A 23794-nucleotide genomic window follows, 5' to 3' on the forward strand; every position below is an offset into this window, starting at 1 on the left:
GAACTTCTGTGGCTGCCTGGCGCACAGAGTAGAGACATGCCTTTCATTATAGGAATCCCCCCATGCACCTTCTGGTAGTCGAAGACGACGACATCGTACGTATGCTGATGGTCGAAGTGCTCGACGATTTGGGCTACAGCACCCTTGAAGCCGATAATGCCACGGCGGCGCTGAAAATCATCGCCGATGCCAACCAGCCTTTGGCTCTGCTGGTGACCGATGTCGGCTTGCCGGACATGAGCGGTGAAGTACTGGCGGGCGAGGCACGCAAGTTGCGTCCACTACTGCCGGTGCTGTTCGCCAGCGGTTATGCCGAGAGCTTCGATATTCCCGAAGGCATGCACATGATCGGCAAGCCGTTCAGCATCGATCTGCTGCGTGACAAAGTGGTGAGCATCTTGGGGCCACGCTGAACGCCCCAGTAAGCGCCAGTGCCGGTGAACAGCGCTAGGGTTCCCGGCGCAATAGATAGGTATCCATGATCCAGCCTTTGCGCAACCGCTCCCGTTCGCGCACCTCAAGTATCTGCGACTTCACCAAGTGCAAGGGCCCGGCAATGATCACTTCATCTTCAGTGCCAAGGTACGCACCCCAGTAGATCATCAGCGCTGGATCCTCAATATTTGCGAACTCGCACTGCCCATCGAGCATAACAACCACGTTGTCCACCCGCGTCAGTTCGGCGAGCCGGCGCCCTGGCAGAACCATCAGCGGTTCGCCGACACGGTTGAGTGAAATTTGATGCTTGGCGGCCAGCGCTTGGACACTACTGATGCCAGGGATCACCTGTAAGCGCAACGCCACGCCGCATTCGCGAACCAAGTTCAGAATGCGCAGAGTGCTGTCATAAAGGCTGGGCTCACCCCACAGCAAAAAGGCGCCGATATCCTCTTCACCCATTTCTTGGTTGATCAGCCGTGCGTACAGTGCGGCACGCTGGCGGTGCCAATCGTGCACTGCGCGCTGGTAATCCACAGCTTGCCCATCACGTGATGGGTCAGCAAGTTGCATCAGACGATAGCCACCCTTGGGCCGATAGCGATCGAGCAATGCCTTGCGAAGGGTAACCAGCGCTTGTTTGGCAGGCCCCTTGTCGTGAACGAAGAACACTGTTGCCCTGCCCAGGGCCTCGACAGCTTCCAGGGTGACCTGCCGAGGATCGCCCGGACCAATACCGATAAGCAGCAATTCTTTCATGGCACCATGCGGCCCTTGAATAACTATAGGGAGATTTATAGCCGACTACGACCTTGACGCCTATCTGTTGACGAATAGCCGCAGCGTTGACATGGCTGCCGGCACACAACCGCTAAAGGCTGCGCAGGCCAATGGATATCCGAAACTGCAGTCAAGACAAGATTCACAAGTACGCTGCAAAATTGCCACTCACGCACGAACGTTGCGCCTGCGCATAGAAAACCAACATTGATCGACCTTTGTCTGAAAGAACCCTCGAATACCCGAGATCACGCCTTTGCACCCAGGGCCAGCGCGCGAGGAATCGTCATCTTGTTAAGCCTCGGTCACCGCGTGCAAAACATAGAAAGTTCCAAGTTACTTATGAAAAGTTTGAGGTTTACCAAAGTCGCGCCGCTGTCTACACTCGGTATCAGCGAACAGTTCTACCCACCTGCATGGCCGCCGTTCAGTGTTTCTAATGTTCGTCACGCCGCGCCATGAAAGACGTACAGGAGTGATTACAGTGTCCAGACTTGCAGAGTTTCGTGCTGCCGAAAAAGCGCTCCAGGAACAGATGGCGCAACTGGAGGTGCTGAAAAAGGATGCCGGCTTAAAACGCGAAATCGAATTTGAACAGAAACTAGTCGGCTTGATGAAAAGCTATGACAAAAGTTTGCGCGATATCATCGCCATTCTCGATCCCAAAGCGGACAGCCGCAGTACCGCCCCGGCCGCCAAGCAACAGCGGCGCCCGCGCGCGGTAAAAGTCTATGCAAACCCACACAGTGGCGAGCTGATCGAAACCAAAGGCGGCAACCACCGCGGGCTCAAGGCCTGGAAGGAGCAATATGGGGCCGATACTGTGGAAAGCTGGGTGCGCTGATGAAACGTCAACGCCAACTTCACACTTTTTTCACAAGGCCTGAAGCAGTATCGAGACAGCTAACGGACTAGCGACCCCATCACGCGCCCGCACATGCGGGCCTCTAATTCTGGCGCCCTGCTCTTTCGAGCAGGGCGCTTTCATTTGCGCAGATGCTCGACTGCCGTATCATGGTTCACCTGTCTGTTTTGCTGGCACCTGCGTGTCAGCCACGATTCTGGAGTACTCATGAGCCTGCACGACCTGAACACCCTGCCTGGCGTTACCGCACAGCCCGATGCTGCGACCGCCCAGTTCGTTTTCAACCACACCATGCTGCGGGTCAAGAACATCGAGCGCTCGCTGGATTTCTACACCCGCGTGCTGGGCTTTTCCCTCGTCGACAAGCGCGACTTCCCCGAAGCTGCTTTCAGCTTGTATTTCCTGGCCTTGGTAGACCCTGCGCACATCCCTGCCGACGATGCCGCACGCCACCAATGGATGAAGTCGATCCCCGGGGTATTGGAACTGACCCATAACCACGGCACCGAAACCGACCCGGACTTCGCCTACCATGACGGCAATACCGACCCGCGGGGCTTTGGCCACATCTGCGTATCGGTGCCGGACGTGCGTGAAGCCTGCGCCCGCTTCGAAGCCCTTGGCGTACCGTTCCAGAAACGCCTGCAGGACGGCCGCATGAATCACCTGGCATTCATCAAGGACCCGGACGGTTACTGGGTGGAAGTGATTCAGCCAACCGAGCTCAAAGGCTGACAGCAGCGATTCGCATTCGTCGGGCCAGCAACTGATGGCCGCTCGCTGTGGTATATGAAGGTATAGCTTCACATGCCACAGCGAGGTAAAGGACGATGCAATCTCTTCACTGTGAATACCGCAACCACACCATCACTGCCAGCGTGATGCCGCACCCGGACTCTCCCCTGCCCTATGCTGCAGGCTGCCTGATCACCGATCCACAGGGGCATACCAGCAGGCGGATGTCCATGCCAATGAAATTCTTCTCTGACCTTGAGCATGCACAGCATGTCTCCTTGGCCCATGGCCGGGCCTTGGTCGATGAGCAGTTGGACAAGGGTCACAAAGCGTTCTGATCCCCTTGTTCAGCCTTGTCAGGGAGCGGCGCGCGCATAGGCCACCGCCGCTTCTACCTGCTCCGGGCTTGGACGAACGCCTGTGTAAAGCACAAACTGCTCCAGGGCCTGCAGCGCGATGACTTCCAATCCGGTAATGACGGGTTTACCTAAAGCTTCGGCCCGCTGAATCAATGGCGTACGCGCAGGCATCGCCACTACATCGAATACGCGCTCAGCCGCCGCGATCGCCTGTTCGCTGAAGGCCAGATCATTGGCCTCAGGGCCGCCTGCCATACCGATAGGGGTCACGTTCACCAGCATCGGTGGGCATCGGTCACCGAGGTCTGGCACCCAGCGGTAGCCGCAAGCATCGGCCAACTGCCGACCGGCTTGCTCGTTGCGCGCGGCGATGATCCCTTCTGCAAACCCCGCATCGCGCAGGGCACTGGCGACAGCCTTGGCCATCCCCCCACTGCCGCGCAGCGCGAACGCAGTGCAGGGGTCTACCTCGTGCGCCTCAAGCAGTTGTCGCACGGCGAGGTAGTCGGTGTTGTAGGCTTTCAGATGGCCTGCGTGATTGACCAGGGTATTGACAGACTCGATTGCCGCAGCCGATGGATCGACTTCATCGACCAGCGCCAGGCACGCCTCTTTGTACGGCATCGACACACCACAGCCACGAATGCCCAGCGCGCGGATGCCGGCAACGGCTGCAGGCAGGTCATCAGTGGTCATGGCCTTGTAGTAGTAGTCAAGGCCAAGTTGTTGGTAGAGGTGGTTATGAAAACGCACCCCGAATGTGCCAGGGCGCCCGGCCAGGGAAATGCAAAGCACCGTGTCTCTACTGGGCGTTGTCGCCATTGCCTGCTCCACTTTGAATACGCAATCGTTTTGCCAGCGTATCAGAGACCGCCACTGGTCGTCCCTTACACAACATTTACCGTTTCCCTGTGCTCGGTTTACCCAGACAGCAGTCATAGTAATAAGGCCCCAAGCGCGGGGTAACCTTGCGAGGAAGTCTCATGAAGCGTCATCTCCCCGGAATCGTCCTGTTGGTCGGTGCCCTGGCCATCAGCGGGCAAGCCTCTGCCCACGGTGGCGGCGGCCACGGCTGGTACGGCCCAGGCCCACTGCTCGGCGCGGCGGTCGTTGGGGCCGTGGTCGGGGCGACCGTGTCTGGCGGCCACGACCGTACAGTCTATGTAGAGCGTCAGCCAGCCTACTATGGGCCGCCGCCGGTCTATGTACAGGCGCCGCCCCAGCCGGTTTATTACCAACCGTACTACGTGCCGGCACCGCCACCCCCGGCTTACCGCCCCTACTACGGCCCGCCACCTGTGTATTACGGCCCGCCGCGCTGGTAAGCGTTGATAAAACTGATGAGTACTATTGAGCGCGTTGATTTCCAGGCAAGCCGGCTGCTGCGTAAGGTAGTGCCATGTTTCACAGGAGGTCCGTATGGCCACTATCCAGATCATGTCCGTTGTCGGCACCGCAGTGCCGGCCGTGTTGCGCGAGCAAGGCCTGCTGGCTTGCTGGTACCTGGTCAGCAATGGCGAAGCCGTCAGCGGGCCACTGGCCTCCCGGGCCTCGGCCCAGGCCCTGGCTGAGCAGATACAGGCCAGTTGCCTGATCGCTTGACCCATTGTGTTGTGCGTTGCTCCCTACGCAACTTGTGACCCGCCGCATGGCGGGTCTTTTTTTGCCCGTTGACCCGACCAGTGGAGGTTGGACAACCGATACAGCATGAAGCTTTTTTCATTTCTGTCAGGGGGCTCAACGAGCAATCGACAGCCGTTGAGCCATACTCCAGAATGCACCGGTTTTGGGGGAAAACCCTTGCACAGCCAACGACATACCAACTATTAGTGAGCCTCAACGTGAAAACATCCCTGTCTATCCTCAGCCTGCTGCTGTTGCTCACAGGTACTGCGACCTTTGCGTCGACCGCTGCTGCACAACCCCCGGCCCAGGTTCAGCGTGATCCCGCCAAGCTGCATCTGGCCTCTGGCAGCGCCCTGCTCATCGATCTCAACACCAATCAGGAGCTGTATTCGAGCCGCGCTGACCGCGTAGTGCCTATCGCGTCGGTCACCAAACTGATGACGGCGATGGTGGTGCTCGACGCCAAGTTGCCCATGGATGAGATGCTCACCATGACCATTGCCAACAACCCGGACATGAAAGGCGTGTATTCGCGCGTGCGCCTGGGCAGTGAACTGAACCGTCGCGAAACCCTGCTGATCACCTTGATGTCCTCGGAAAACCGAGCGGCGACGACCCTGGCCAACCATTATCCAGGCGGCTACCCAGCCTTCATCAAGGCGATGAACGCCAAAGCGCGCAGCCTGGGGATGGCGCACACCCGCTACATCGAGCCAACCGGCCTTTCAACCCAGAACGTCTCCACAGCGCGTGATCTGGCCAAGCTGCTGATGGCGGCGCGCAAGTACCCGATGCTCAGCGAGCTGTCGACCACGCGTGAAAAGACCGTAGCCTTCCGCAAGCCGAATTACACCTTAGGCTTTCGTAACACCGATCACCTGGTCAACAAAAGCAACTGGGACATCAAGCTGACCAAGACCGGTTTCACCAACGAGGCCGGCCATTGCCTGGTATTGCTGACCAAAATGGACAACCGCCCAGTGGCCATGGTGATCCTCGATGCCTTTGGCAAATACACGCACTTCGCTGACGCCTCGCGGATGCGCCAGTGGCTGGAAACCGGCGCCACCAAGCCAGCCCCGGCAGTGGCCATGCAATACAAGGCAGAAAAACACGGCAAAGGGCGCTTGGCGTCGGACTGAATGCCACCCGCTGGCCTCAACGCTGCATCAGCAGCGGTGAGGCCAGCCCAATCACCTTCAGGCTTGCGTGTCGACTACGCTGCCAGCGCTGCTGCCACCGGTTTTTTCCAAGGCTTCGAGCAATTGTGCGGTGGCCGCCATGATTTCCCCGCTGAGGGTGGCGATGCTGGCCTGCTTGGCCGTGATGAGCGCCAACTTGGCGGGATCTTCGCTGTTCTGCGCCATCAAGCTGGCCAACTGCTTCTGTTCTTCGGCCATCTGCTTCTGAAGATTCTTGATCATTTCGCGCAGTTGCTTGATATGTGCAGGCTCAGCGCTTTCGCTGCTGCCCTGAGCGCCGCCTGCGGCCTGGGCCTGCCCGTTGCTGCGAAGCTTCGAGGCGTCGACTTGCAGGGTCGAGCCGCTGGCCTGGGTGGTTGCGCTTTCGTTGGCCGGTGTTGTGCTAGTGGCCTGGGACGAAGCGTTGCTGATACTGACTGCTGGGATACCTACCATGTCTTGCTCCCTGTGTAGCCATGGATTCTTGAGCTGACCGGCTTATCGGCAGGCATCGCCAGAGCTTGAGACGCTACCGGCCACAGGCAGGCGCCTTGGCAGTAAATTCCCCTTTCGCTGGCTCGTTCCACCCAATGTACCAGCGCAGGCGCCGTAGCCCGGCATGCGCCCACATTCGACCCATATGGAATCGCAGCCATGAGCCAGCCTGCACACCCGGAAACTATCAAGGACCTGATCGGCGTGGGCTTCGGCCCGTCCAACCTGGCCTTGGCCATCGCCCTGGAAGAACTCGCCCAGAGCCAGGGCCATGCCCTGGATGCACTGTTCATCGACAAGCAGAAGGATTACCGCTGGCACGGCGAAACCCTGGCGACCCAGAGTGAATTGCAGATCTCGTTCCTCAAGGACCTGGTTTCGCTACGCAACCCCACCAGCCCTTACAGCTTCGTCAACTACCTGCACCATAAGCAACGCCTTGCCGATTTCATCAACCTCGGCACCTTCTACCCCTGCCGCCTGGAGTACAACGACTACCTGCGCTGGGCGGCCGAACAATTTGCTGATCAGGCTGTGTATGGCGAGCAGGTGCTGCGTATCGAGCCTGAGCTCAACGCGGGGCGTGTGGAGCACTTGCGCCTGATTTCACGCGACGCCCAGGGCCGCGAGATGAGCCGGCGCACCCGCGCCGTAGTGGTAGGGAGCGGCGGCACGCCGAAGATTCCCGAGAAATTCGGTGCATTCAAAGACGACCCAAGGGTTTTCCACCACTCTCAATACCTGAGCAGCCTCGACAAACTGCCGTGCTCGGCAGGCCAACCCATGCGTATCGCCGTGATCGGCTCGGGTCAGAGCGCTGCTGAAGCCTTCATCGACCTGAACGACAGCTACCCATCAGTCAAAGTCGACATGGTGCTGCGCGGTTCTGCCCTCAAGCCGGCCGACGACAGCCCATTCGTCAACGAAATCTTCTCACCCGATTACACCGACCTGGTCTTCAATGAACCTGCCGACCAGCGCGCCAAGCTGCTTGGCGAATACCACAACACCAATTACTCAGTGGTCGATCTCAACCTGATCGAGCGGATCTACGGCATTCTCTACCGCCAGAAAGTCGCCCACCAATTCCGCCACAATGTCTTGTGTCGGCGCCAGGTGGAAGCGGTAGTGGCCACCCGCGACGGTATCGAGCTTACCCTGCGTGACTTGGCTACCGGCCAGCACCAGACTCACCGCTACGATGCGGTGATACTCGCCACAGGCTACGAGCGCCGCTCGCACCGCGAACTCTTGGCCCCGCTGGCAGACTACGTGCAAGACTTTGCCGTCGACCGTCACTACCGAGTGCTAAGCAGCCCCGACATGCAGGCTTGCGTCTATCTGCAAGGGTTCTGTGAGAGCAGCCATGGCTTGAGCGACACCCTGCTGTCGGTACTGCCCTCTCGTGCCGCTGAGATCGGCCAAGCGCTCTACCGCGATTTGGCACATCAGCGGGGCACCCCCCAGCCCGCCGTCGCCCTCACCAGCGCCTGATCGCCCCATCCAACCTCGACGGGGCCTACAGCAGCCCCGTCGAGCTGTGCCGCTCCTGAAACATTTACTTGCACTTAATGCTTCAGGATTTTCATTCTCATTCGTCTTTTGAAGAGCAGCCCTTTTTGGTTGGGCCTGTGTTCGCCCCCTATTTCAGAAGACTGACCGATGGCAAAATCACCGAAAAAATCCAAGTCTAAGTTGTGGTTCCTGGTCCACAGCTGGCTCGCCCTGCCGATCTGGTTCTTCGTGCTGATCGTCTGCTTCACCGGCATGCTGGCCGTGGTCAGCCAAGAACTCGTCTGGCTGGCAAACCCAGACGTGCGTGCCAGCAAACCTGACGACAACGCCGAACGTCTGACTTTTCAGCAGGTGCTCGACGCCTTGCACCAGGCAGAACCTGACATGGCAGTGAACACCCTCAGCCAACCCGACGGTTCACACTTCGCCGTCACGGCGCGGGTCACCTACCCCGATGGCTCGAGCCCCATGCTGTACGTCAACCCTTACACCGGCGCCATCCAGGGCAAGATGCCGGACTTCAACTTCGAAGCTTTCACCCGCGCCCTGCATGGCTGGTGGCTGGTGCCTTTCACCAACGGCTTCAGCTGGGGTTGGTACATGGTTTCGCTGTTGGGGCTACCGATGCTGGCGTCGCTGGTCACGGGCCTTGTGGTGTACAAGAAGTTCTGGAAAGGCTTCTTCAAACCGCTGCGCACTGGCCACGGCCCGCGCATTTTCTGGGGCGACCTGCACCGCTTGGCCGGCGTGTGGTCGATCTGGTTCATCGCCGTCATCTCCATCACCAGCATCTGGTTCCTCATCCGGGCCATTCTCTTCGACAACCAGATCACCATCTCAAGCGAGCCGATCGTACCAGTGATCGCCCGTGAGCAGGTGCCGCAGACTCTCGACGGCAGCCCGGCGCCACGCATCGACCTGGACGAAGCCGCGCGCATTGCCGGCCTGGCCATTCCCAGCCTGGATATCACCTCCGTCTCACTACCAGCCACTGCCTACAGCCACATCGAAATGGGCGGGCGCGGCTGGTACCCGTTGATGTTCCAAAGCGCCTCGGTCAACCCTTATACCCGCCAGGTCGACAGTCAGTTCCTGCTCAGCGACCGCTCGGCGTTGGAGTTCGTCACCGAATCCATGCGGCCTTTGCACACCGGAGATTTTGGTGGGCTGCCGATCAAACTGATCTGGTTCTTCTTCGGCCTGGTGCTGACCCTGATGGTCTTCAGCGGCCTGCTGATCTGGACCAAGCGCACTGCCCAAGCCACCGCAGCCGCACTCAAGCGCAGTGAGCGCGCCACGGGCGGCGCGCACCGTGAAACCGCCCTGGAGGCGCGCCCATGAACCCGGCCAACGCATTGCCCACCCACCCAGTCAAGCAGTGGTGGCACAAGTGGCGCTTCCACCTGAACATTCTGCTCATTCTCATTCCGCTGGGCTTCATGCCCAAATACTTCGCTGACGCCAAGCTGCTGCGCGGCGACGCAGGTCTGGGTGCCAACCCCGTCTCAGGTATCCAGGTCGGCCCCTACAGCCTTGACCTGGCCGAGCTGCGCGACGAAGCACCCCGCGCAGACGGCCCCGCAGGGCATTTCAAGCTATTCAACGCGGCGCTGTGCAAGGCATGTGTGAATGAGGTCAAGGCGGTTTACCTGCGCATCGGCAAGCCACGCAGCCTGCGTACCGCCGGCACAATTTTCTTCGGAGCACCGTACAGGATGATCACCAACCTCCCCATCCCACCGCGCACCCGCACCGATGCGCAAATCTGGATCACCCTCGAAGGCTGGGACGGCAGCCTGCACCAGGCATCCGTCCCGTTGGCACAGGCTTCGCCGGCCACTGTGGCCTGGCTCGAAAAACAAGGAGGCACCCCATGAACACCTTGATGCGCAGGCTCGCCCTGCCTCTACTGGCCATCGCAGCAGGCCCCGCCCTGGCCCACAACCCGATGTGCGAATGCGAGGAAGTTGCCGGCGGCCAGGTCAAATGCACGGGCGGATTTTCCGATGGCAGTGGTGCGCCGGGGGTAACCCTCGATGTGATCGGCTATGACGAGCAGGTACTGGTCGGCGGCAAACTCGGTGACGACTCCAGCCTCACCTTCAAACGCCCGGACGGCGAGTTCTACGTGCTGTTCGACGCAGGCCCCGGCCATGTCGTGGAAGTCGACCACGCCGATATCACGCCGCCATGAGCTGCCCTGCCATGCGCCATACCCAGGTGGTACGCCCGGCAGGTGCCGGGCATGAAACCCTCTATGTACTGCTGGTCAGCCTGCTGATCGTCGCCCTTGCCGCCAGTGTGGTGGCACTGCGTGGCGAGCGGATAGACGAACAGACCATCGCCAGCCATCAGATCGATGCACGCCGCGACCTGACGGCTGCCGAACAAGGGATCTACACCGACTTGCGGGTGGCCTTCGACGAAATCCAGCTGATGCGCGAAGAAAGCGGCGCCATTCCCAGCGTCGCCGCATTGGCTGAAGAAGGCCTGCCGCCGTTCGTGGTCGATGTCGGCAGCCAGAGCCGCGGCGAACATCGCTGGCATTTGTTGCCGAACGCTACCTACCTTGGCCTGAGCCAGACGCCGGAGGTGGCCGGCAGCTTCCTGCTGATCCTGCCCGAGGCCAACGGTGCTGAGGTCGACGTCTGGTTGCGCCGCGACAGCGCCACCACGCTTCCCGATGACCTCGGCCAAGCGGCACTGATCGCCGCCGGCTGGCAGCAAGTGGTCAGCCATTACGACGCCGGGGTCACCCGCGAACACCGTCACTGAATCCAAGGACTGCCCATGCTTCGTAGAACCTTCGCCCTGCTCTTGGCCTTGGCCCTGCCAGCGATGGCCCTGGCCGCTCCCGGCCAGCCGCTGCGTATCGGTATAACCCTGCACCCGTACTACAGCTATGTCAGCAATATCGTAGGTGACAAAGCCGAAGTGGTGCCGCTGATCCCCGCAGGTTTCAACCCCCATGCCTACGAGCCGCGCGCCGAGGACATCAAGCGCATCGGCACTCTGGATGTGGTGGTTCTCAATGGCGTAGGTCATGACGACTTCGCCGACCGAATGATCGCGGCCAGCGAAAAACCCGATGTCACGACCATAGAGGCCAACCGCAACGTACCTCTGCTGGCGGCCACGGGCATTGCCGCGCGTGGCGCCGGCAAGGTGGTCAACCCGCATACCTTCCTGTCGATCAGCACCACCATTGCTCAGGTCAACAACATCGCTCGCGAGCTGGGCAAGCTCGACCCCGACAACGCCAAGTTCTACACGCAGAACGCCCGCGCCTATGCCAAGCGCCTGCGCGCTTTGCGCGCAGAAGCCCTGGCCAAGGTCAGCCAAGCGCCTTCGGCGACATTGCGCGTGGCCACCATCCACGCCGCCTACGACTACCTAGTACGCGACTTCGGCCTGGAGGTCACGGCTGTAGTAGAACCCGCCCACGGGATCGAACCCAGCCCTGCGCAACTGAAGAAAACCATCGATCAGCTCAAGGCCCTGGACGTAAAAGTGATCTTCTCGGAAATGGACTTCCCCTCGGCTTATGTTGCAACCATTCAACGGGAGGCCGGCGTACGCCTTTATCCACTCACTCACATTTCCTACGGTGAATATACCCAGGATAAGTATGAAATAGAGATGAAGCGCAACCTCGACACCGTGGTCCGGGCCATCGAGGAGAACCGCACATGACCGCCGCGGCCAACCTGACCGTCCCTACAGGGCCGGGCATCGAATTCGCCTGCATCGACCTCACCTTGGGCCGCACCCGCATTCTTCAGCAGGTGCAGTTCAACGTTGCCCCTGGCAGCGTGCACGCCATCGTCGGCCCCAATGGCGGCGGCAAGAGTTCATTGATCAAGACGCTGCTCGGGCAGATGCCCCATCAAGGCCAGCTGGCGCTGCATTGGCCAAGTGCTCACCAGGTGATCGGCTACGTGCCGCAGGCACTGGAGTTCGACCGCGGGCTACCGATGACCGTGGATGATTTCATGGCAGCCATGTGCCAGCGGCGGCCGGCCTTCCTTGGCCTGTCGCGCAGGGCAAAACCGGCGATCGATGCGGCGCTGGAGCGTGTTGGTATGCTCGACAAGCGCAAGCGGCGCATGGGCGCTTTGTCTGGCGGTGAGCGCCAACGCGTGCTCTTGGCCCAAGGCCTGATTCCCGAGCCGCAGCTGCTGGTACTCGACGAGCCGATGTCGGCGCTCGACGAGGCAGGCATTCAGGTGTTCGAACAACTGCTGCATGGCTGGCGCCAGGCCGGCACCACGGTGCTGTGGATCGAACATGACCTGCAAGCTGTGCTGCGCCTGGCCGACCGAGTCACCGGGCTGAACCGCCAGGTGCTGTTCGATGCCCCGCCGGCCCAGGCGCTGACCCCGGAGCGCCTGCTTGGCCTGTTCTCTGTTCACCCTCGCAGCGAGCGCCCTGTATGATGAGCTTCGAAGCATTGCGCCAACTGATTCAGGCCTGGGCCGAAGCCGGTTACCTGCCCCAGGCCTTGGCTTATGGTTTCGTGATCAATGCCTTGCTGGCTGGCTTGATGATCGGCCCGGTGCTCGGAGGCCTGGGTACCCTGGTGGTGGTCAAGCGCTTCGCGTTCTTTTCCGAAGCAGTCGGCCACGCCGCACTCACCGGGGTCGCTATCGGCATCCTGCTCGGCGAACCCTACACCGGCCCATATGGCAGCCTGTTCGGCTACTGTCTGCTGTTCGGCATTTTGCTCAACTTCCTGCGCAACCGCACGGGGCTGTCACCAGACACGCTGATCGGCGTCTTTCTATCGGTGTCGCTGGCCCTTGGCGCCAGCCTGTTGCTGATGCTGGCTGGCAAAATCAACGTGCATATTCTCGAGAACGTGTTGTTCGGGTCGGTGCTGACCGTCAGCGCTCAAGACCTGATGGTGCTGGGCATCGTCGCGGTGCTGGTGGTGGCACTGGCGGTGCCGCTTTACAACCGCATCATGCTGGCCAGTTTCAACCCGCAGTTGGCAGCAGTGCGTGGGGTGGCGGTGAAGACCCTGGATTATCTGTTCGTCGTGCTGGTCACCCTGGTCACCGTGGCTTCGGTCAAGGTGATCGGCGCCATTCTGGTCGGTGCGCTGTTGGTCATACCGGCGGCGGCGGCACGGTTGGTCAGCCAGTCACTGAAGGGCTTTTTCTTCATATCGATGCTGATTGCCACCCTGAGCACCCTGCTTGGCATTCTGCTGCCGATCATGCTCGACCTGCCGGTGCCCTCGGGCGCGGCGATCATTCTGGTCGCAGGCATGTGCTTCGCCCTAGCCGCACTGGCTCGCGCCCTCGTTCCACGCCTGCAAGGAAACCCGGCATGAACTTCAAACACCTGACCCTGGCCGTCGTCCTGGCCGGCCTGCCTGTCTACGCTACGGCCACTGAAGTGCTGACCACCCTGCCGGTGACCCACAGTTTGGCCAGCGCCCTGCTCGAGGGCACAGAAGTACAGCTCAAGCGGGCCGCCCCGGCCAACCTGCCGGCCAGCCGTCAACCTGCGTATTTCAGCAGCCGAGGTGCTGCTGCTTTGGCCAGAGCCGCGCAGCATGCAGACGCGGTCATCGGCGTGCGCTCTATCTGGCGGGACGACCCGCTGTATCCAATGGCCCGGCGCAGCAACATTCGCATCGTCGAGATCGATGCGGCGCGGCCGGTCGATGGTGCGCTACCGGGTATCGCCATAAGCGGCGATGACGCCTATGCGAGCTACCCCTGGCTGAACCCGACCAACCTTGGGCGTATGGCCGATGTGCTGGCCAATGACCTGGAGCGCCTGGCACCCGCCGACAAAAACAGGATCCAAAGCAACCTGGCCGGGCTCAAGCGACAACTACTGGAGATGACTGCCAGCAGCCAGACGCGACTGGCCCAGGCCGACAACCTGAGTGTGGTCAACTTGTCCGAGCGCCTGGGGTATCTGGCCAGTGGCTTGAACCTGGATGTGGTGGAGCAACCGTTGCCGGCCGACGGCAAGTGGGACGCAAAGGCGCTGGAGGCCCTGCGTGAGAACCTTCAAGGGCAGGATGTGGTATTGGTGCTGGATCATCGCCAGCCAGAGGCGGCGCTTATGCAGGTGATCGAGGCGGCCGGGGCGAAACTGCTGGTGGTCGAGAGTGACCCGCAAGACGCTGTGGCTGGGCTTAAGGCCAGCGTCGAACAGGTCGTCACCGCGCTGGACGCAGGATGACGCACTGGCCTGCTCGCAGGGATTGACCCTTGAGCAGGCCAGTTCACTCTAGCGCTTCATGCAGCGCTGATAGCGTTCATCCACGCGCCCGGCAAACCAGGCGGTGGTCAGCTTGCGGGTGATCTTGGGGCTTTTGAGTTCGATCCCAGGGAGGATGGCCCGCGCTGATGGCTTACCTGCGGCCGCATCGGCCATGGCAAAGACCCCGCTGTACAGCTGGCTGTCCTCGAACGCCAGGCTGTCACCGAGCTCCAGCTGGCTGCGGATCTGAGGATGACGCAACCCAAGCTTGCGCCCCAGTTTGCGTGCCGCCTGCTCGGTACTGCCCGGCATGATCGAGCCTGGGGCGATCAAGTCACCGTCCAGCGCCAACGTGATCCCCGTGACCTTGCTCAAGGCTGCCTGGAACGCGGCATTGCGGCTTGCATACCACCCTGCGTTGAAATCAGCGAAGCGGTACAACTGCCGCTCGTAATGCGCCGGGTAGCCCAGCAAGTGAGCAATGCCGAAATACATGCCACCTCGGCGGGTGAACACTTCCTGACGAATCGTCCCGCTGTAGGTATAAGGATAATCTTGGGTGTGTTTCTGAGCGAAATCGATGCTGACCTGCATGGGCCCGCCGGTGTGCACCGGGTTCAAGCCGCCGAGCAAGGTTTTGCCCAATGGCAGGCGGGCGATGAACTCGTCGTAAAGTGCGCTCAGTTGCTTCTCGCTACGGACGGCCAACAGCCGCTGTTGATAGCTTTGGCCATTGCCCGAAGACGTGTTCAACGCAGCGTCCACCAGCATGCCTGGGATATGCAGGCGCGCAGCGCGGCGGTCGATTTCGCCGCGGGCGATGCGCCCCAGGTTAGGCACCTGCGGGTCTGCGTTGAAGGTCGACTCCTGCTCGGTCACCGCCAGCACCGCACACAGGTTGCTCTTGCTGGGCGAAATGCGCTGGGCCTGGAAAGCGGTCTGGATATCTTTCGCCCAGCCCTCTCGGTCTTTGGCCTGTGCCGGCAACAGGCGCATCAGTTGAGCGCGCACCTCGGCTGGATCGGCTTCGGGCGCTTGCTCACGGCGCCCGGCGCAGCCCTGCAGCAGCGCCAAAGCCATCAGCCCGGCCGCCCATAGCCGCCGGTTCAGGGCTGTTCTCCGACCATATAGGTCTTGCTGATGTGGCGGAACTGCGGATGGCTGGCACTGCCCATGAGCTCGAACAGCACCATTTCTCGGGTCACCAGCTGTGCGCCGGCCTGACGCATGCGCGCAAGGCCGGCCGCCTTGTTGGCTGGCGTACGGCTGTCGCAGGCATCCTCGACCACGAATACCTGCTTACCGCAGCCCAGCAGGCCAAGCACGGTCTGAAGCACGCAGACATGGGCTTCCATGCCACAGACGATCACTTGCTCCCGGGCCATCAGGCTGGCCGGCAGGCAACCGGCGGCCACGCAGGAGAAATGGCTTTTTTCCACCACCTCTGCGGCCGGGGCCGCAGCCAGAAGTGCTGGCAAGGTCGGGCCCAAACCTTTGGGGTATTGCTCGGAAATCACCACGGGCAATGCCAGGTCGGCGCAGGCAGCCAGCAACCAATGAGCGCGATCACGCATGCCCTGCGGGTCACTCATGGCGCCAATGAGCCGCTCTTGGATGTCGACGACCAGCAATGTGGCCCGGTGATGTTCGATCAGCATTATCTGCCCCTTACCTGGGAAAAGGCCTAGCCTCCCCCAGGCAAACGGCGCCGTCAATCAGGCAGACGGCCTCTGCCCTTCAAGGGCCTGGGTAATGGCCCCGAGCACCTGATCCTCGTGTTCGTGGATGAAGAAATGGCCTCCCGGGAACATCTGCAACGAAAACGCTGCACAGGTTTCCTGCCGCCAGGCCTGCAGCTGCGCCTCGCTGGCCCGATCTGCCTCGCCCCCGAGCACATGCAATGGGCATTGCAGGGCTGGCCGGTGACGATACCGGTAGCGGCCACAGAGCAGGAAGTCGGCGCGCAGGACGGGCAAGGTCAGGCTCATCAGTTCGGCGTTTTCCAGCACCTGCGGCGGGGTGCCGTTGAGTTCGCGCAGGTCCTGCTTGAGCTCATCGTCGCTCTTGGGCGCACGCCAGTTGTTGCCATCGTAATCCTCGCGCCGTGTAGGCGCTGCGGTGCCACAGGCAAACAACGCCAAGGGTAGCGGGCTGCCCAGCGCCTGAAGTTCGTGAGCCAGTTCAAATGCCAGCAGCGCGCCCATGCTGTGGCCGAGCAGCGCATAAGGGGCATGGGCGAGCATGCGCTGTTCATTGGCCAACTGCCGGGCCAACCCTTGCATGTCAGTCTGCAGCGGCTCACCGATGCGCGTGCCACGGCCTGGCAGTTCCACAGGACGCACTTGCAGCCAAGCCGGCAGCTTGCGCCGCCAGCGGCTGTAGACCATGGCGCTTGCGCCCGAATAAGGCAGGCAAAGCAGATTGATGGCGGTCACTGGGCGGCGGCTTCGGCCATCTGCTTGCGCAGGCTCAATGGGCGCATGTCGGTCCATACTTCGTCGATATACGCCAGACATTCCTGCTTCAGGCCGCGCTTGCCCACTGCACGCCAGCCTTCAGGGATAGCCTTGTAGTCTGGCCAGATGGAATATTGCTCTTCGTGGTTGACCACTACCTGGAACTGGATATCGTCGCGGTCGAATACGGAAGTCATTGCCTGTCTCCTTGAGTGAGGGTGCCGCTGCGCGCCTGGCGCAGGCAGGTTCTCAGGTAGACGTAGCGCGCTGCGGAAAAATTAGCTTCATGCGTCCCTGAGCAAGTCATGGGCATCGAGCAAGCGGAACGCCACTTCTGGATTGCGCTCCAGGCCACGGCGAATCGCAGCCGGTATCGACTGCCGGGTCTTGCGGCAAAGGCCAGGCTGCTCGTCCAGCTCTATGGCGATGCCACGCATGGTGCGCACCTCGTTCAGGCCAGGGCTGATGCGCACTCGGATACCCAGGTTTTGGTACATCTTCGATTGCAGGTGGTGCAGGTCAGCGAGGTCTTTGAGCTGCTCGAGGCGCTCGATCAGACGCTTTTCCTCCTGCCGGGTCAGCAGCAGGATGCGCTGGGCCGCTGCTGGCTGCTCGACCAGCTGTTCACGGCCGCAGTCACAGACGCCAGGCGGGCACGGTTGGCGAAGTGGGATGGACATAGTCATGGTTCAAGCATAGCCGGTTGATACCACCGCGTCGGCGCAAAAAAAATTCCTCCCAGGATAAAAAATTTCACAAAACACTGGACCTGGCGCCCGCGCTTCGCCTATAAATCGCCCAAGAGAAACTTATATTCCCATCAAGAAACATGATCGCCAGCTGCACCCTCTTTTGTGCTCTTGTGCCCCGACCTGCCCCAATTCATCACGAGGCCTACCCCACATGCACCCCGCTCCTGATCATTTCATCCTGCGCGTCAGTTGCCCGGCCGTGTCCGGAATCGTCGCCGCGGTAACCACTTACCTGGCCGAGCACGGTTGCTACATCAGCGAGATGGCGCAGTTCGACGACGAGGACAATGGGCGTTTCTTCATGCGCGCGGTGTTCCGCTACAACACCAACGTCCAGGGGGATACGCCGCAACTGGAAGCAGGGTTTGCCGATGTGGCGCAACGTTTCGCCATGGACTGGAGCCTGCACAGCAGCGCCCGGCCGTTGCGGGTACTGTTGATGGTCAGCAAGTTCGACCACTGCCTGGCAGACCTGCTCTACCGGCACGCCAAGGGCGAGCTGGACATGCAGATTACCGCCGTGGTGTCCAACCACCTGGACCTGCGTCCGATGGCCGAGCGTCAGGGTATTCGCTTCGTCTACCTGCCCGTAAGCAAAGAGACCAAGGCCGAGCAGGAAGCGGCACTGATGCGCATTGTCGAGGACACAGGTACAGAACTGGTGGTGCTGGCGCGCTACATGCAAATCCTCTCCGATGACTTGTGCCGGCAGCTGTCGGGCCGCGCGATCAATATCCACCACTCGTTCCTGCCAGGTTTCAAAGGTGCCAAGCCTTATCACCAAGCCTATCAGCGCGGGGTCAAGCTGATTGGCGCCACTGCCCACTACGTCACCAGCGACTTGGACGAGGGCCCGATCATCGAGCAAGAAGTGCAACGCGTAGACCACGCCTACGCTCCCGACGACCTTGTGGCCATCGGCCGCGACACCGAGACCATCGCTTTGTCACGAGCGGTCAAGTACCACCTTGAGCATCGGGTGTTCCTGAACCACGACCGCACGGTGATCTTCAAATGAACGCCATCCCCAGCATCAAGCTGATAGACGGCAAGGCGACTGCAAAACGGGTGCTGGCCGAGGTCGGCGAGCAGGTGCAGGCGTTGCGTCAAGCAGGCGTACAGCCGGCCCTTGCGGTGGTATTGGTCGGCTGCGACGCAGCCAGCCAGGTCTATGTTCGCAACAAGGTGCTACGGGCCGAGGAAGTCGGCATTCGCTCCCTGGAACACCGCCTGCCCGGCGATACCTCCCAGGCCCATTTGCTGGCCCTGATCGAGCGCCTCAACCGGGACAGGGAAATCAACGGCATTCTCGTGCAGTTGCCATTACCTGGGCATATTGACGAACACCGCGTCCTCCAGGCCATCGACCCTTTGAAGGACGTGGACGGCTTTCACAGCGCCAATGTAGGGGGCCTGGCCCAGGGCCGCGATGTGCTGACGCCCTGTACGCCCAGTGGCTGCATGCGCTTGCTGCGCGATGCCTGTGGCGAGCTGCGCGGCAAGCATGCGGTGGTGGTCGGCCGCTCGAACATCGTCGGCAAACCCATGGCTGCGCTGCTGCTTCAGGCCGACTGTACGGTGACCATGGTGCACTCACGCAGCCACGATCTGCCGGCGTTGTGCCGCCAGGCCGACATCGTCGTCGCCGCAGTGGGCAAGCCACGCTTGATCGGTGCCGATTGGCTCAAGCCAGGGGCGGTAGTCATTGATGTCGGCATCAACCGCATTGAAGAAGCCGGCCAAAGTCGTCTGGTCGGTGACGTCGACCTTGCCGCCGCGCTGACGCAAGTGGCCGCCATCACCCCAGTACCCGGCGGGGTCGGCCCAATGACCATCGCCTACCTGATGAAAAACACACTGCTTGCCCTCGACCTGCAACAACAGGCCGCCCACCAGGAGCGCACCTCATGCCTTTCGCCCTGCTGAAGTACGGCCTGAGCGCCGACTACCCGGTGGAGGTCGACCTGCCGCCACCGTGCGATCTCAAGCCGCGCTATGACGTGGTGATCATCGGTGGCGGCGGCCATGGCCTGGCCATCGCCTACTACCTGGCCAAATACCACGGCGTGACCAACATCGCCGTGTTGGAAAAAGCCTACTTGGGCGGCGGCAACACCGCGCGCAATACCGCGGTGATCCGCTCGAACTACCTGACATCCGAAGGGGTGCGGTTCTACGCAGAATCGGTGCGGATGTTCCAGGACCTGTCCAACGAGTTCGATTTCAACATCATGTACTCCGAGCGTGGGCAGCTGACCCTGGCGCACACCGACGCCACGGTGCGCGCGTTCCGCCAGCGCGCCGAGGTCAACAAGCACTTCGGCGGGCGCAGCGAAATGATCGATCGCCAGCAGATCCGCGAGCTGGTACCGAGCCTGAACCTGGACCCTGGGCACCTACCGGTGCTCGCAGGGCTTTGGCATATGGACGGCGCCACTGCTCGGCACGATGCGGTGGCGTGGGGCTATGCCAAGCAAGCGGCCAAGCGCGGGGTGCAGATTCATCAGCTCACCGAAGTCCAGGACTTGGTCATCCGCCATGGCCGGATCGAAGCGCTGAAGACCAACCGCGGTACCGTGCAGTGCGGCTGTGTGGTGCAGGCCGTGGCCGGTGCCAGTTCGCTATTGATGGCCAAGGCCGGCATCCGTGCGCCGATCCATACCTACCCACTGCAGGCCATGGTCACTCAACCGTTCAAGCCATTCCTTGACCCATTGGTGAGCTCATCGGCGCTGCACTGCTACGTGCAACAGACCAGCCGGGGCGAAATCGTTTTCGGCGGCGGCTCCGACCCCTACCCGCTGTACAACACCCGCTCGACCCTCGACCTCAAGGAAAGCCTGCTGGCCCACGCCATCGAAATGTTCCCGTTCATGGCCAACGCCAAGCTGATGCGCCAGTGGGCCGGGATGACCGACATGACTCCCGATTACAGCCCGATCATGGGCTTGTCACCGGTGGACAACTACTACCTGGACGCCGGTTGGGGCACCTGGGGGTTCAAGGCCACGCCCATCTGCGGCAAGACCATGGCCGAGCTGGTGGCCAGTGGCGGTAAGGTGCCCGAGCTGATCGCGCCGTTTGCTCTGGAACGCTTCAGCCGCTTCCAGCAAGTCAACGAAATGGGCGCCACTGCGGCCAGCCACTAGGAGCACACGACGATGAAGATCCTGACCTGCCCCTTGAACGGCCCGCGCAACATCAGCGAGTTCACCTATGGCGGCGAGTACAAGGCGATGCCTGACCCTGCAAGCTGCACCGATGCGCAATGGGCCGACTACGTATTCAACAGCGCCAACCTGGCCGGCGTGGTCGTGGAATGGTGGCTGCACAATGCCTCCAGCTACTGGTTCCTGGCCGAACGCCACACCGTCACCGACCAGGTGCTGCGCACCTTCGATCCGCAAACGCTGTTCGACCGCCGCGTCGACTTCGCCCCTGTCGTTACCCCGGAGATCACCGGATGAACAACCACACTCGCCTCCCCGCGCCCATGGGCCTGTTGATCGACCGCAACTTGCCCCTGCGTTTTGAATTCGACGGCCAGCCATATCAAGGGTTTGCCGGTGACACCATTGCCAGCGCGCTGTTGGGCAACGGCCGCTGGCTACTGTCACGTTCGTTCAAATATCACCGCCCCCGCGGTCCACTGAGCATGGCCGGCCAAGATGCCAACACCCTCGTGCAGCTCCCCGATGAGCCTAATGTGCTGGCCGACATGCAGGCCGCCGAAGACGGCCTGGTGGTTGCCGGGCAGAACTTCAACGCAAGCCTGGAGCACGATCGCGACGCTTACCTGGGCAAGTTTTCGCGCTTCATGCCGGTGGGCTTCTACTACCGCTCGTTCTACAAGCCCAAAGGGATGTGGAAGGTCTGGGAGCCTTTGATTCGCAAGAAAGCTGGGCTGGGCGTGCTGAATCTGGGGTTCAAGCCGCAGTACTACGACAAGGCCTATCTATTCGTCGATGTCGCCGTCATCGGGGCCGGCCCGGCCGGCCTGCGCGCGGCCCTGGATGCCGCCAATGGCGGGGCCAAGGTGTTGCTGATCGAGCAACAGCCGGTGCTAGGGGGCTCGCTGACCTACGCCCGCTTCGACATCGCCGGCACCCGCGCCGCCACCGTGCGCCATGAACTGCTGGCCGCCGTGCAGGGGCACGCGAACATTGAGGTGCTGTGCGAGGCCACCTGCAATGGCTGGTTTACCGACCACTACTTGCCGGTCATCCGCCACAAGCGCCTGTACAAAGTACGGGCCAAGCGTTGCGTCGTGGCAGCCGGGTCCTTCGACCAGCCCGTGGTGTTTCGCAACAACGACCTGCCTGGAGTGATGCTGACCAGTGCGGCACAACGGCTGATGAAGCTCTACGCCGTCAAGCCCGGGCAGCGTGCAGTGGTCCTCACCGGCCACGATGACGGCTACCTGGCCGCACTCGATTTGCAGGAACAAGGGGTGGCCATCGCCGCCGTGGTCGACATGCGCGCCGCACCCGCGGACCCAGCGCTGGGCAGCGAGCTCAAACGCCGGAACATTCCCTTGCACCTGGGCAGCACCGTCTATGAGGCGCTGCACGCATCAGGCATGCGCCACGTCACCGGCGTAGACATTCGCCCGATCACAGGCCAAGGCAAGGTGGGCGAGCACGGCTTGCGCGTGGCCTGCGACCTGCTGTGCATGTCCGCCGGCTACATGCCGGTGTACCAGCTGCTGTGCCAGGCCGGCGGCAAGCTGGCCTACGACGTGGAGCGTGACGAGTTCACCATCAGCCAGCTGCCCGAAGGTTTGGATATCGCTGGATCGGTGAACGGCCACCACCACCTGGCCAATGTGCTCACCGACGCCGCGCGCAGCGCCGGGCAGGCGCTTGCGGCACTGGGGCTGCAAACTGCGACACAGCCGGCCTATGTGGCCGAAGCCAAAGTCAATTTCCCCTGGCCTATTTTCCCGCACCCCAAGGGCAAGGACTTCGTCGATTTCGACGAAGACCTGCAGGTGCGCGATATCGTCAATGCAACCCGCAGCGGCTACCGCGACGTGCAGTTGGTCAAGCGCTTCTCCACCGTTGGCATGGGCCCGTCTCAGGGCCGTCACTCGGCACTGCCCACCGCACGCCTGGTGGCACAGGCCACTGGCCGCAGCATCGGTGAAACCGGGGTGACCACCGCCAGGCCGCCGTTCCAGGCAGAGAAGCTGGCACACGTGGCTGGCCGCGCCTTCGATCCGTACCGGCAGACACCGATGCACCGTCGGCATCTGCAGGCGGGCGCGAACATGATGCCCGCCGGCATCTGGCAGCGCCCGGCCTACTACGGCAAGGCACAAGACCGCGAACGCTGCATGCAGGAAGAGGCCCGCCATGTGCGCGAAAAGGTCGGCCTGATCGATGTGTCGACCCTCGGCGGTCTAGACGTGCGCGGCCCGGATGCCGCCGAGTTGCTAGAGCGCCTTTACACCTTCGGTTTCGCCAAGCTGGCGATCGGTCGCACCCGTTATGCACTGATGACCAATGAGCAGGGCGTGGTGATCGATGATGGGGTCTGTGCGCGCCTGGCCGAGCAGCACTTCTATGTCACGGCCACCACCAGTGGCGTCGACCGCATCTACCAGCAGATGCTCAAATGGAACGCGCAGTGGCGCCTTGATGTGGATATCACCAACGTCACTGCCGCACTGGCTGCTGTGAACCTGGCTGGGCCGCTGTCGCGCCAGGTGCTGGCAAAGGTGTGCACTGATGTCGACCTGTCGGCCCAAGCATTCCCGTACCTCGGCGTGCGAACAGGCACAGTGGCGGGCATCACTGCGCGCATTCTGCGGGTCGGCTTCGTCGGTGAATTGGGTTATGAAGTACACGTGCCGGCACGCCACGCCGAGCGCCTTTGGGACGCCCTGATGCTAGCAGGCAGTGAGCTGGGCATCCGCCCCTTCGGCGTCGAAACCCAGCGCCTGTTGCGCCTTGAAAAAGGCCACGTAATCATCGGCCAGGATACCGACGGCATGACCCACCCGGCTGAAATCGACATGCAGTGGGCCATCGGGCGCAAGAAGCCCTTCTTCGTCGGCAAGCGCTCGATCCAGATCCTTGAAGCGCAGCCACTCAAGCGTAAGCTGGTCGGCTTCACCTTGCCCAAAGGTAGCCCGCAGCCCTTGGAAGGCCACCTGGTACTGGACGGCCCCGACATCAGCGGCAACGTCACCTCCTGCGAGTATTCCCAGACCCTTGGGCAGATTATCGGCCTGGCCTACGCCGGAGCTCATCAGGCGACGCCGGGCATGCGCATCCCTATCCGCGTTGAAGGCGCACTGATGGTCAATGCAACAGTGGTGCAACTGCCCTTCCACGATCCCGACAACCTGCGCCAGGAACTCTGACCC

The 23794-nt window shown here is 61.6% G+C and carries 29 protein-coding genes; 21 read left to right on the forward strand and 8 right to left on the reverse strand.

Features of this window, described 5'->3' with window-relative positions; genetic code table 11:
• Positions 1–62: 62 nt before the first annotated feature.
• The gene (locus J5M56_RS00670) at positions 63–413 is read left to right on the forward strand and encodes a response regulator (RefSeq protein WP_060479140.1); all 351 of its coding nucleotides are present in this window, start codon (positions 63–65) and stop codon (positions 411–413) included.
• Between the two features lie 34 nt (positions 414–447).
• Here the strand turns inward: J5M56_RS00670 and cobF are convergent, their stop codons facing one another.
• A complete protein-coding gene (gene cobF, locus J5M56_RS00675; RefSeq protein ID WP_207869055.1) occupies positions 448–1197 on the reverse strand; it encodes a precorrin-6A synthase (deacetylating) in 750 nt (249 codons plus the stop codon).
• 505 nt (positions 1198–1702) lie between these two features.
• On the opposite strand from cobF, the gene J5M56_RS00680 reads away from it, so the two are divergent.
• The 3 genes from J5M56_RS00680 (at position 1703) to J5M56_RS00690 (ending at position 3156) form a co-directional block, all read left to right on the forward strand.
• Positions 1703–2062, forward strand: coding sequence for a histone-like nucleoid-structuring protein, MvaT/MvaU family (locus tag J5M56_RS00680; protein ID WP_186477370.1), 360 nt, complete (start codon positions 1703–1705; stop codon positions 2060–2062).
• Positions 2063–2290: 228 nt separating this feature from the next.
• Complete coding sequence (gloA, locus tag J5M56_RS00685) at positions 2291–2818, forward strand: lactoylglutathione lyase (RefSeq protein ID WP_207869057.1); 528 nt, start codon at positions 2291–2293, stop codon at positions 2816–2818.
• A gap of 95 nt (positions 2819–2913) precedes the next feature.
• Positions 2914–3156, forward strand: coding sequence for a hypothetical protein (locus tag J5M56_RS00690; protein ID WP_060480032.1), 243 nt, complete (start codon positions 2914–2916; stop codon positions 3154–3156).
• 18 nt (positions 3157–3174) lie between these two features.
• Here J5M56_RS00690 and J5M56_RS00695 read toward each other — a convergent pair whose 3' ends face one another.
• On the reverse strand, positions 3175–3999 hold the full coding sequence (locus J5M56_RS00695; RefSeq protein WP_207869059.1) for a shikimate 5-dehydrogenase: 825 nt from the start codon (positions 3997–3999) through the stop codon (positions 3175–3177).
• Between the two features lie 161 nt (positions 4000–4160).
• Here J5M56_RS00695 and J5M56_RS00700 point away from each other — a divergent pair, with 161 nt between their 5' ends.
• From J5M56_RS00700 to pbpG, 3 genes are all read left to right on the forward strand, one after another.
• Positions 4161–4502: a hypothetical protein gene (locus J5M56_RS00700; RefSeq protein WP_060480034.1), complete on the forward strand. Its 342-nt coding sequence runs from the start codon at positions 4161–4163 to the stop codon at positions 4500–4502.
• A gap of 94 nt (positions 4503–4596) precedes the next feature.
• Positions 4597–4779, forward strand: a complete 183-nt coding sequence (locus J5M56_RS00705) for a hypothetical protein (RefSeq protein WP_207869061.1) — start codon at positions 4597–4599, stop codon at positions 4777–4779.
• A gap of 239 nt (positions 4780–5018) precedes the next feature.
• Complete coding sequence (gene pbpG / locus J5M56_RS00710; protein WP_225915525.1) at positions 5019–5945, forward strand: D-alanyl-D-alanine endopeptidase; 927 nt, start codon at positions 5019–5021, stop codon at positions 5943–5945.
• Positions 5946–6002: 57 nt separating this feature from the next.
• Here the strand turns inward: pbpG and J5M56_RS00715 are convergent, their stop codons facing one another.
• Positions 6003–6440 (reverse strand): hypothetical protein, encoded by a 438-nt coding sequence (locus tag J5M56_RS00715; protein WP_207869064.1) that lies wholly within the window; start codon positions 6438–6440, stop codon positions 6003–6005.
• Between the two features lie 198 nt (positions 6441–6638).
• Between J5M56_RS00715 and J5M56_RS00720 the strand changes: the two genes are divergently transcribed.
• The 9 genes from J5M56_RS00720 to J5M56_RS00760 all read left to right on the forward strand — a co-directional run bounded on the left by J5M56_RS00720 (position 6639) and on the right by J5M56_RS00760 (position 14195).
• Positions 6639–7973, forward strand: coding sequence for a SidA/IucD/PvdA family monooxygenase (locus J5M56_RS00720; protein WP_186476999.1), 1335 nt, complete (start codon positions 6639–6641; stop codon positions 7971–7973).
• A gap of 168 nt (positions 7974–8141) precedes the next feature.
• Entirely contained in the window at positions 8142–9335 is a 1194-nt protein-coding gene (locus J5M56_RS00725) for a PepSY domain-containing protein (protein ID WP_207869068.1), read from the forward strand.
• Entirely contained in the window at positions 9332–9871 is a 540-nt protein-coding gene (locus tag J5M56_RS00730) for a thiamine pyrophosphate-binding protein (RefSeq protein WP_207869070.1), read from the forward strand. The genes J5M56_RS00725 and J5M56_RS00730 overlap by 4 nt, the downstream gene beginning before the upstream one ends.
• On the forward strand, positions 9868–10188 hold the full coding sequence (locus J5M56_RS00735) for a hypothetical protein (RefSeq protein WP_060480041.1): 321 nt from the start codon (positions 9868–9870) through the stop codon (positions 10186–10188). Before J5M56_RS00730 ends, J5M56_RS00735 begins: the two co-directional genes overlap by 4 nt.
• Positions 10189–10199: 11 nt before the next feature.
• Positions 10200–10769, forward strand: a complete 570-nt coding sequence (locus tag J5M56_RS00740; protein WP_207869072.1) for a DUF6162 family protein — start codon at positions 10200–10202, stop codon at positions 10767–10769.
• Between the two features lie 63 nt (positions 10770–10832).
• Entirely contained in the window at positions 10833–11687 is an 855-nt protein-coding gene (locus tag J5M56_RS00745; RefSeq protein WP_243430434.1) for a metal ABC transporter substrate-binding protein, read from the forward strand.
• The gene (locus tag J5M56_RS00750) at positions 11684–12430 is read left to right on the forward strand and encodes a metal ABC transporter ATP-binding protein (RefSeq protein WP_207869076.1); all 747 of its coding nucleotides are present in this window, start codon (positions 11684–11686) and stop codon (positions 12428–12430) included. The genes J5M56_RS00745 and J5M56_RS00750 overlap by 4 nt, the downstream gene beginning before the upstream one ends.
• Entirely contained in the window at positions 12430–13329 is a 900-nt protein-coding gene (locus J5M56_RS00755; RefSeq protein WP_060480062.1) for a metal ABC transporter permease, read from the forward strand. The genes J5M56_RS00750 and J5M56_RS00755 overlap by 1 nt, the downstream gene beginning before the upstream one ends.
• Complete coding sequence (locus tag J5M56_RS00760; protein WP_207869078.1) at positions 13326–14195, forward strand: zinc ABC transporter substrate-binding protein; 870 nt, start codon at positions 13326–13328, stop codon at positions 14193–14195. Before J5M56_RS00755 ends, J5M56_RS00760 begins: the two co-directional genes overlap by 4 nt.
• A gap of 48 nt (positions 14196–14243) precedes the next feature.
• Here the strand turns inward: J5M56_RS00760 and J5M56_RS00765 are convergent, their stop codons facing one another.
• From J5M56_RS00765 to J5M56_RS00785, 5 genes are all read right to left on the reverse strand, one after another.
• Positions 14244–15296: a DUF1615 domain-containing protein gene (locus J5M56_RS00765; RefSeq protein ID WP_186476992.1), complete on the reverse strand. Its 1053-nt coding sequence runs from the start codon at positions 15294–15296 to the stop codon at positions 14244–14246.
• A 26-nt stretch (positions 15297–15322) separates the two neighbouring features.
• Complete coding sequence (locus J5M56_RS00770) at positions 15323–15874, reverse strand: hydrolase (RefSeq protein ID WP_186476991.1); 552 nt, start codon at positions 15872–15874, stop codon at positions 15323–15325.
• Positions 15875–15931: 57 nt separating this feature from the next.
• On the reverse strand, positions 15932–16651 hold the full coding sequence (locus tag J5M56_RS00775) for an alpha/beta fold hydrolase (protein WP_207869080.1): 720 nt from the start codon (positions 16649–16651) through the stop codon (positions 15932–15934).
• Positions 16648–16869: an MbtH family protein gene (locus J5M56_RS00780; protein WP_060480048.1), complete on the reverse strand. Its 222-nt coding sequence runs from the start codon at positions 16867–16869 to the stop codon at positions 16648–16650. Before J5M56_RS00780 ends, J5M56_RS00775 begins: the two co-directional genes overlap by 4 nt.
• Positions 16870–16956: 87 nt before the next feature.
• Positions 16957–17358: a hypothetical protein gene (locus J5M56_RS00785; protein ID WP_060480049.1), complete on the reverse strand. Its 402-nt coding sequence runs from the start codon at positions 17356–17358 to the stop codon at positions 16957–16959.
• A gap of 217 nt (positions 17359–17575) precedes the next feature.
• On the opposite strand from J5M56_RS00785, the gene purU reads away from it, so the two are divergent.
• Genes purU through J5M56_RS00810 form a run of 5 tightly spaced genes read left to right on the forward strand, consistent with a single transcriptional unit; the run spans position 17576 to position 23791 of the window.
• The gene (gene purU, locus J5M56_RS00790) at positions 17576–18442 is read left to right on the forward strand and encodes a formyltetrahydrofolate deformylase (RefSeq protein WP_060480050.1); all 867 of its coding nucleotides are present in this window, start codon (positions 17576–17578) and stop codon (positions 18440–18442) included.
• On the forward strand, positions 18439–19350 hold the full coding sequence (gene folD / locus J5M56_RS00795) for a bifunctional methylenetetrahydrofolate dehydrogenase/methenyltetrahydrofolate cyclohydrolase FolD (RefSeq protein ID WP_186476989.1): 912 nt from the start codon (positions 18439–18441) through the stop codon (positions 19348–19350). The genes purU and folD overlap by 4 nt, the downstream gene beginning before the upstream one ends.
• On the forward strand, positions 19332–20573 hold the full coding sequence (locus J5M56_RS00800) for an FAD-dependent oxidoreductase (RefSeq protein WP_207869082.1): 1242 nt from the start codon (positions 19332–19334) through the stop codon (positions 20571–20573). Before folD ends, J5M56_RS00800 begins: the two co-directional genes overlap by 19 nt.
• Before the next feature lie 12 nt (positions 20574–20585).
• Positions 20586–20891 (forward strand): sarcosine oxidase subunit delta, encoded by a 306-nt coding sequence (locus tag J5M56_RS00805; protein WP_207869084.1) that lies wholly within the window; start codon positions 20586–20588, stop codon positions 20889–20891.
• A complete protein-coding gene (locus tag J5M56_RS00810) occupies positions 20888–23791 on the forward strand; it encodes a 2Fe-2S iron-sulfur cluster-binding protein (RefSeq protein WP_207869086.1) in 2904 nt (967 codons plus the stop codon). The genes J5M56_RS00805 and J5M56_RS00810 overlap by 4 nt, the downstream gene beginning before the upstream one ends.
• The last annotated feature ends 3 nt before the right edge of the window (positions 23792–23794 follow it).

The sequence above is a fragment of the Pseudomonas sp. 51_B genome, from assembly GCF_017491595.1.
Classification (GTDB): Bacteria; Pseudomonadota; Gammaproteobacteria; order Pseudomonadales; family Pseudomonadaceae; genus Aquipseudomonas; species Aquipseudomonas promysalinigenes.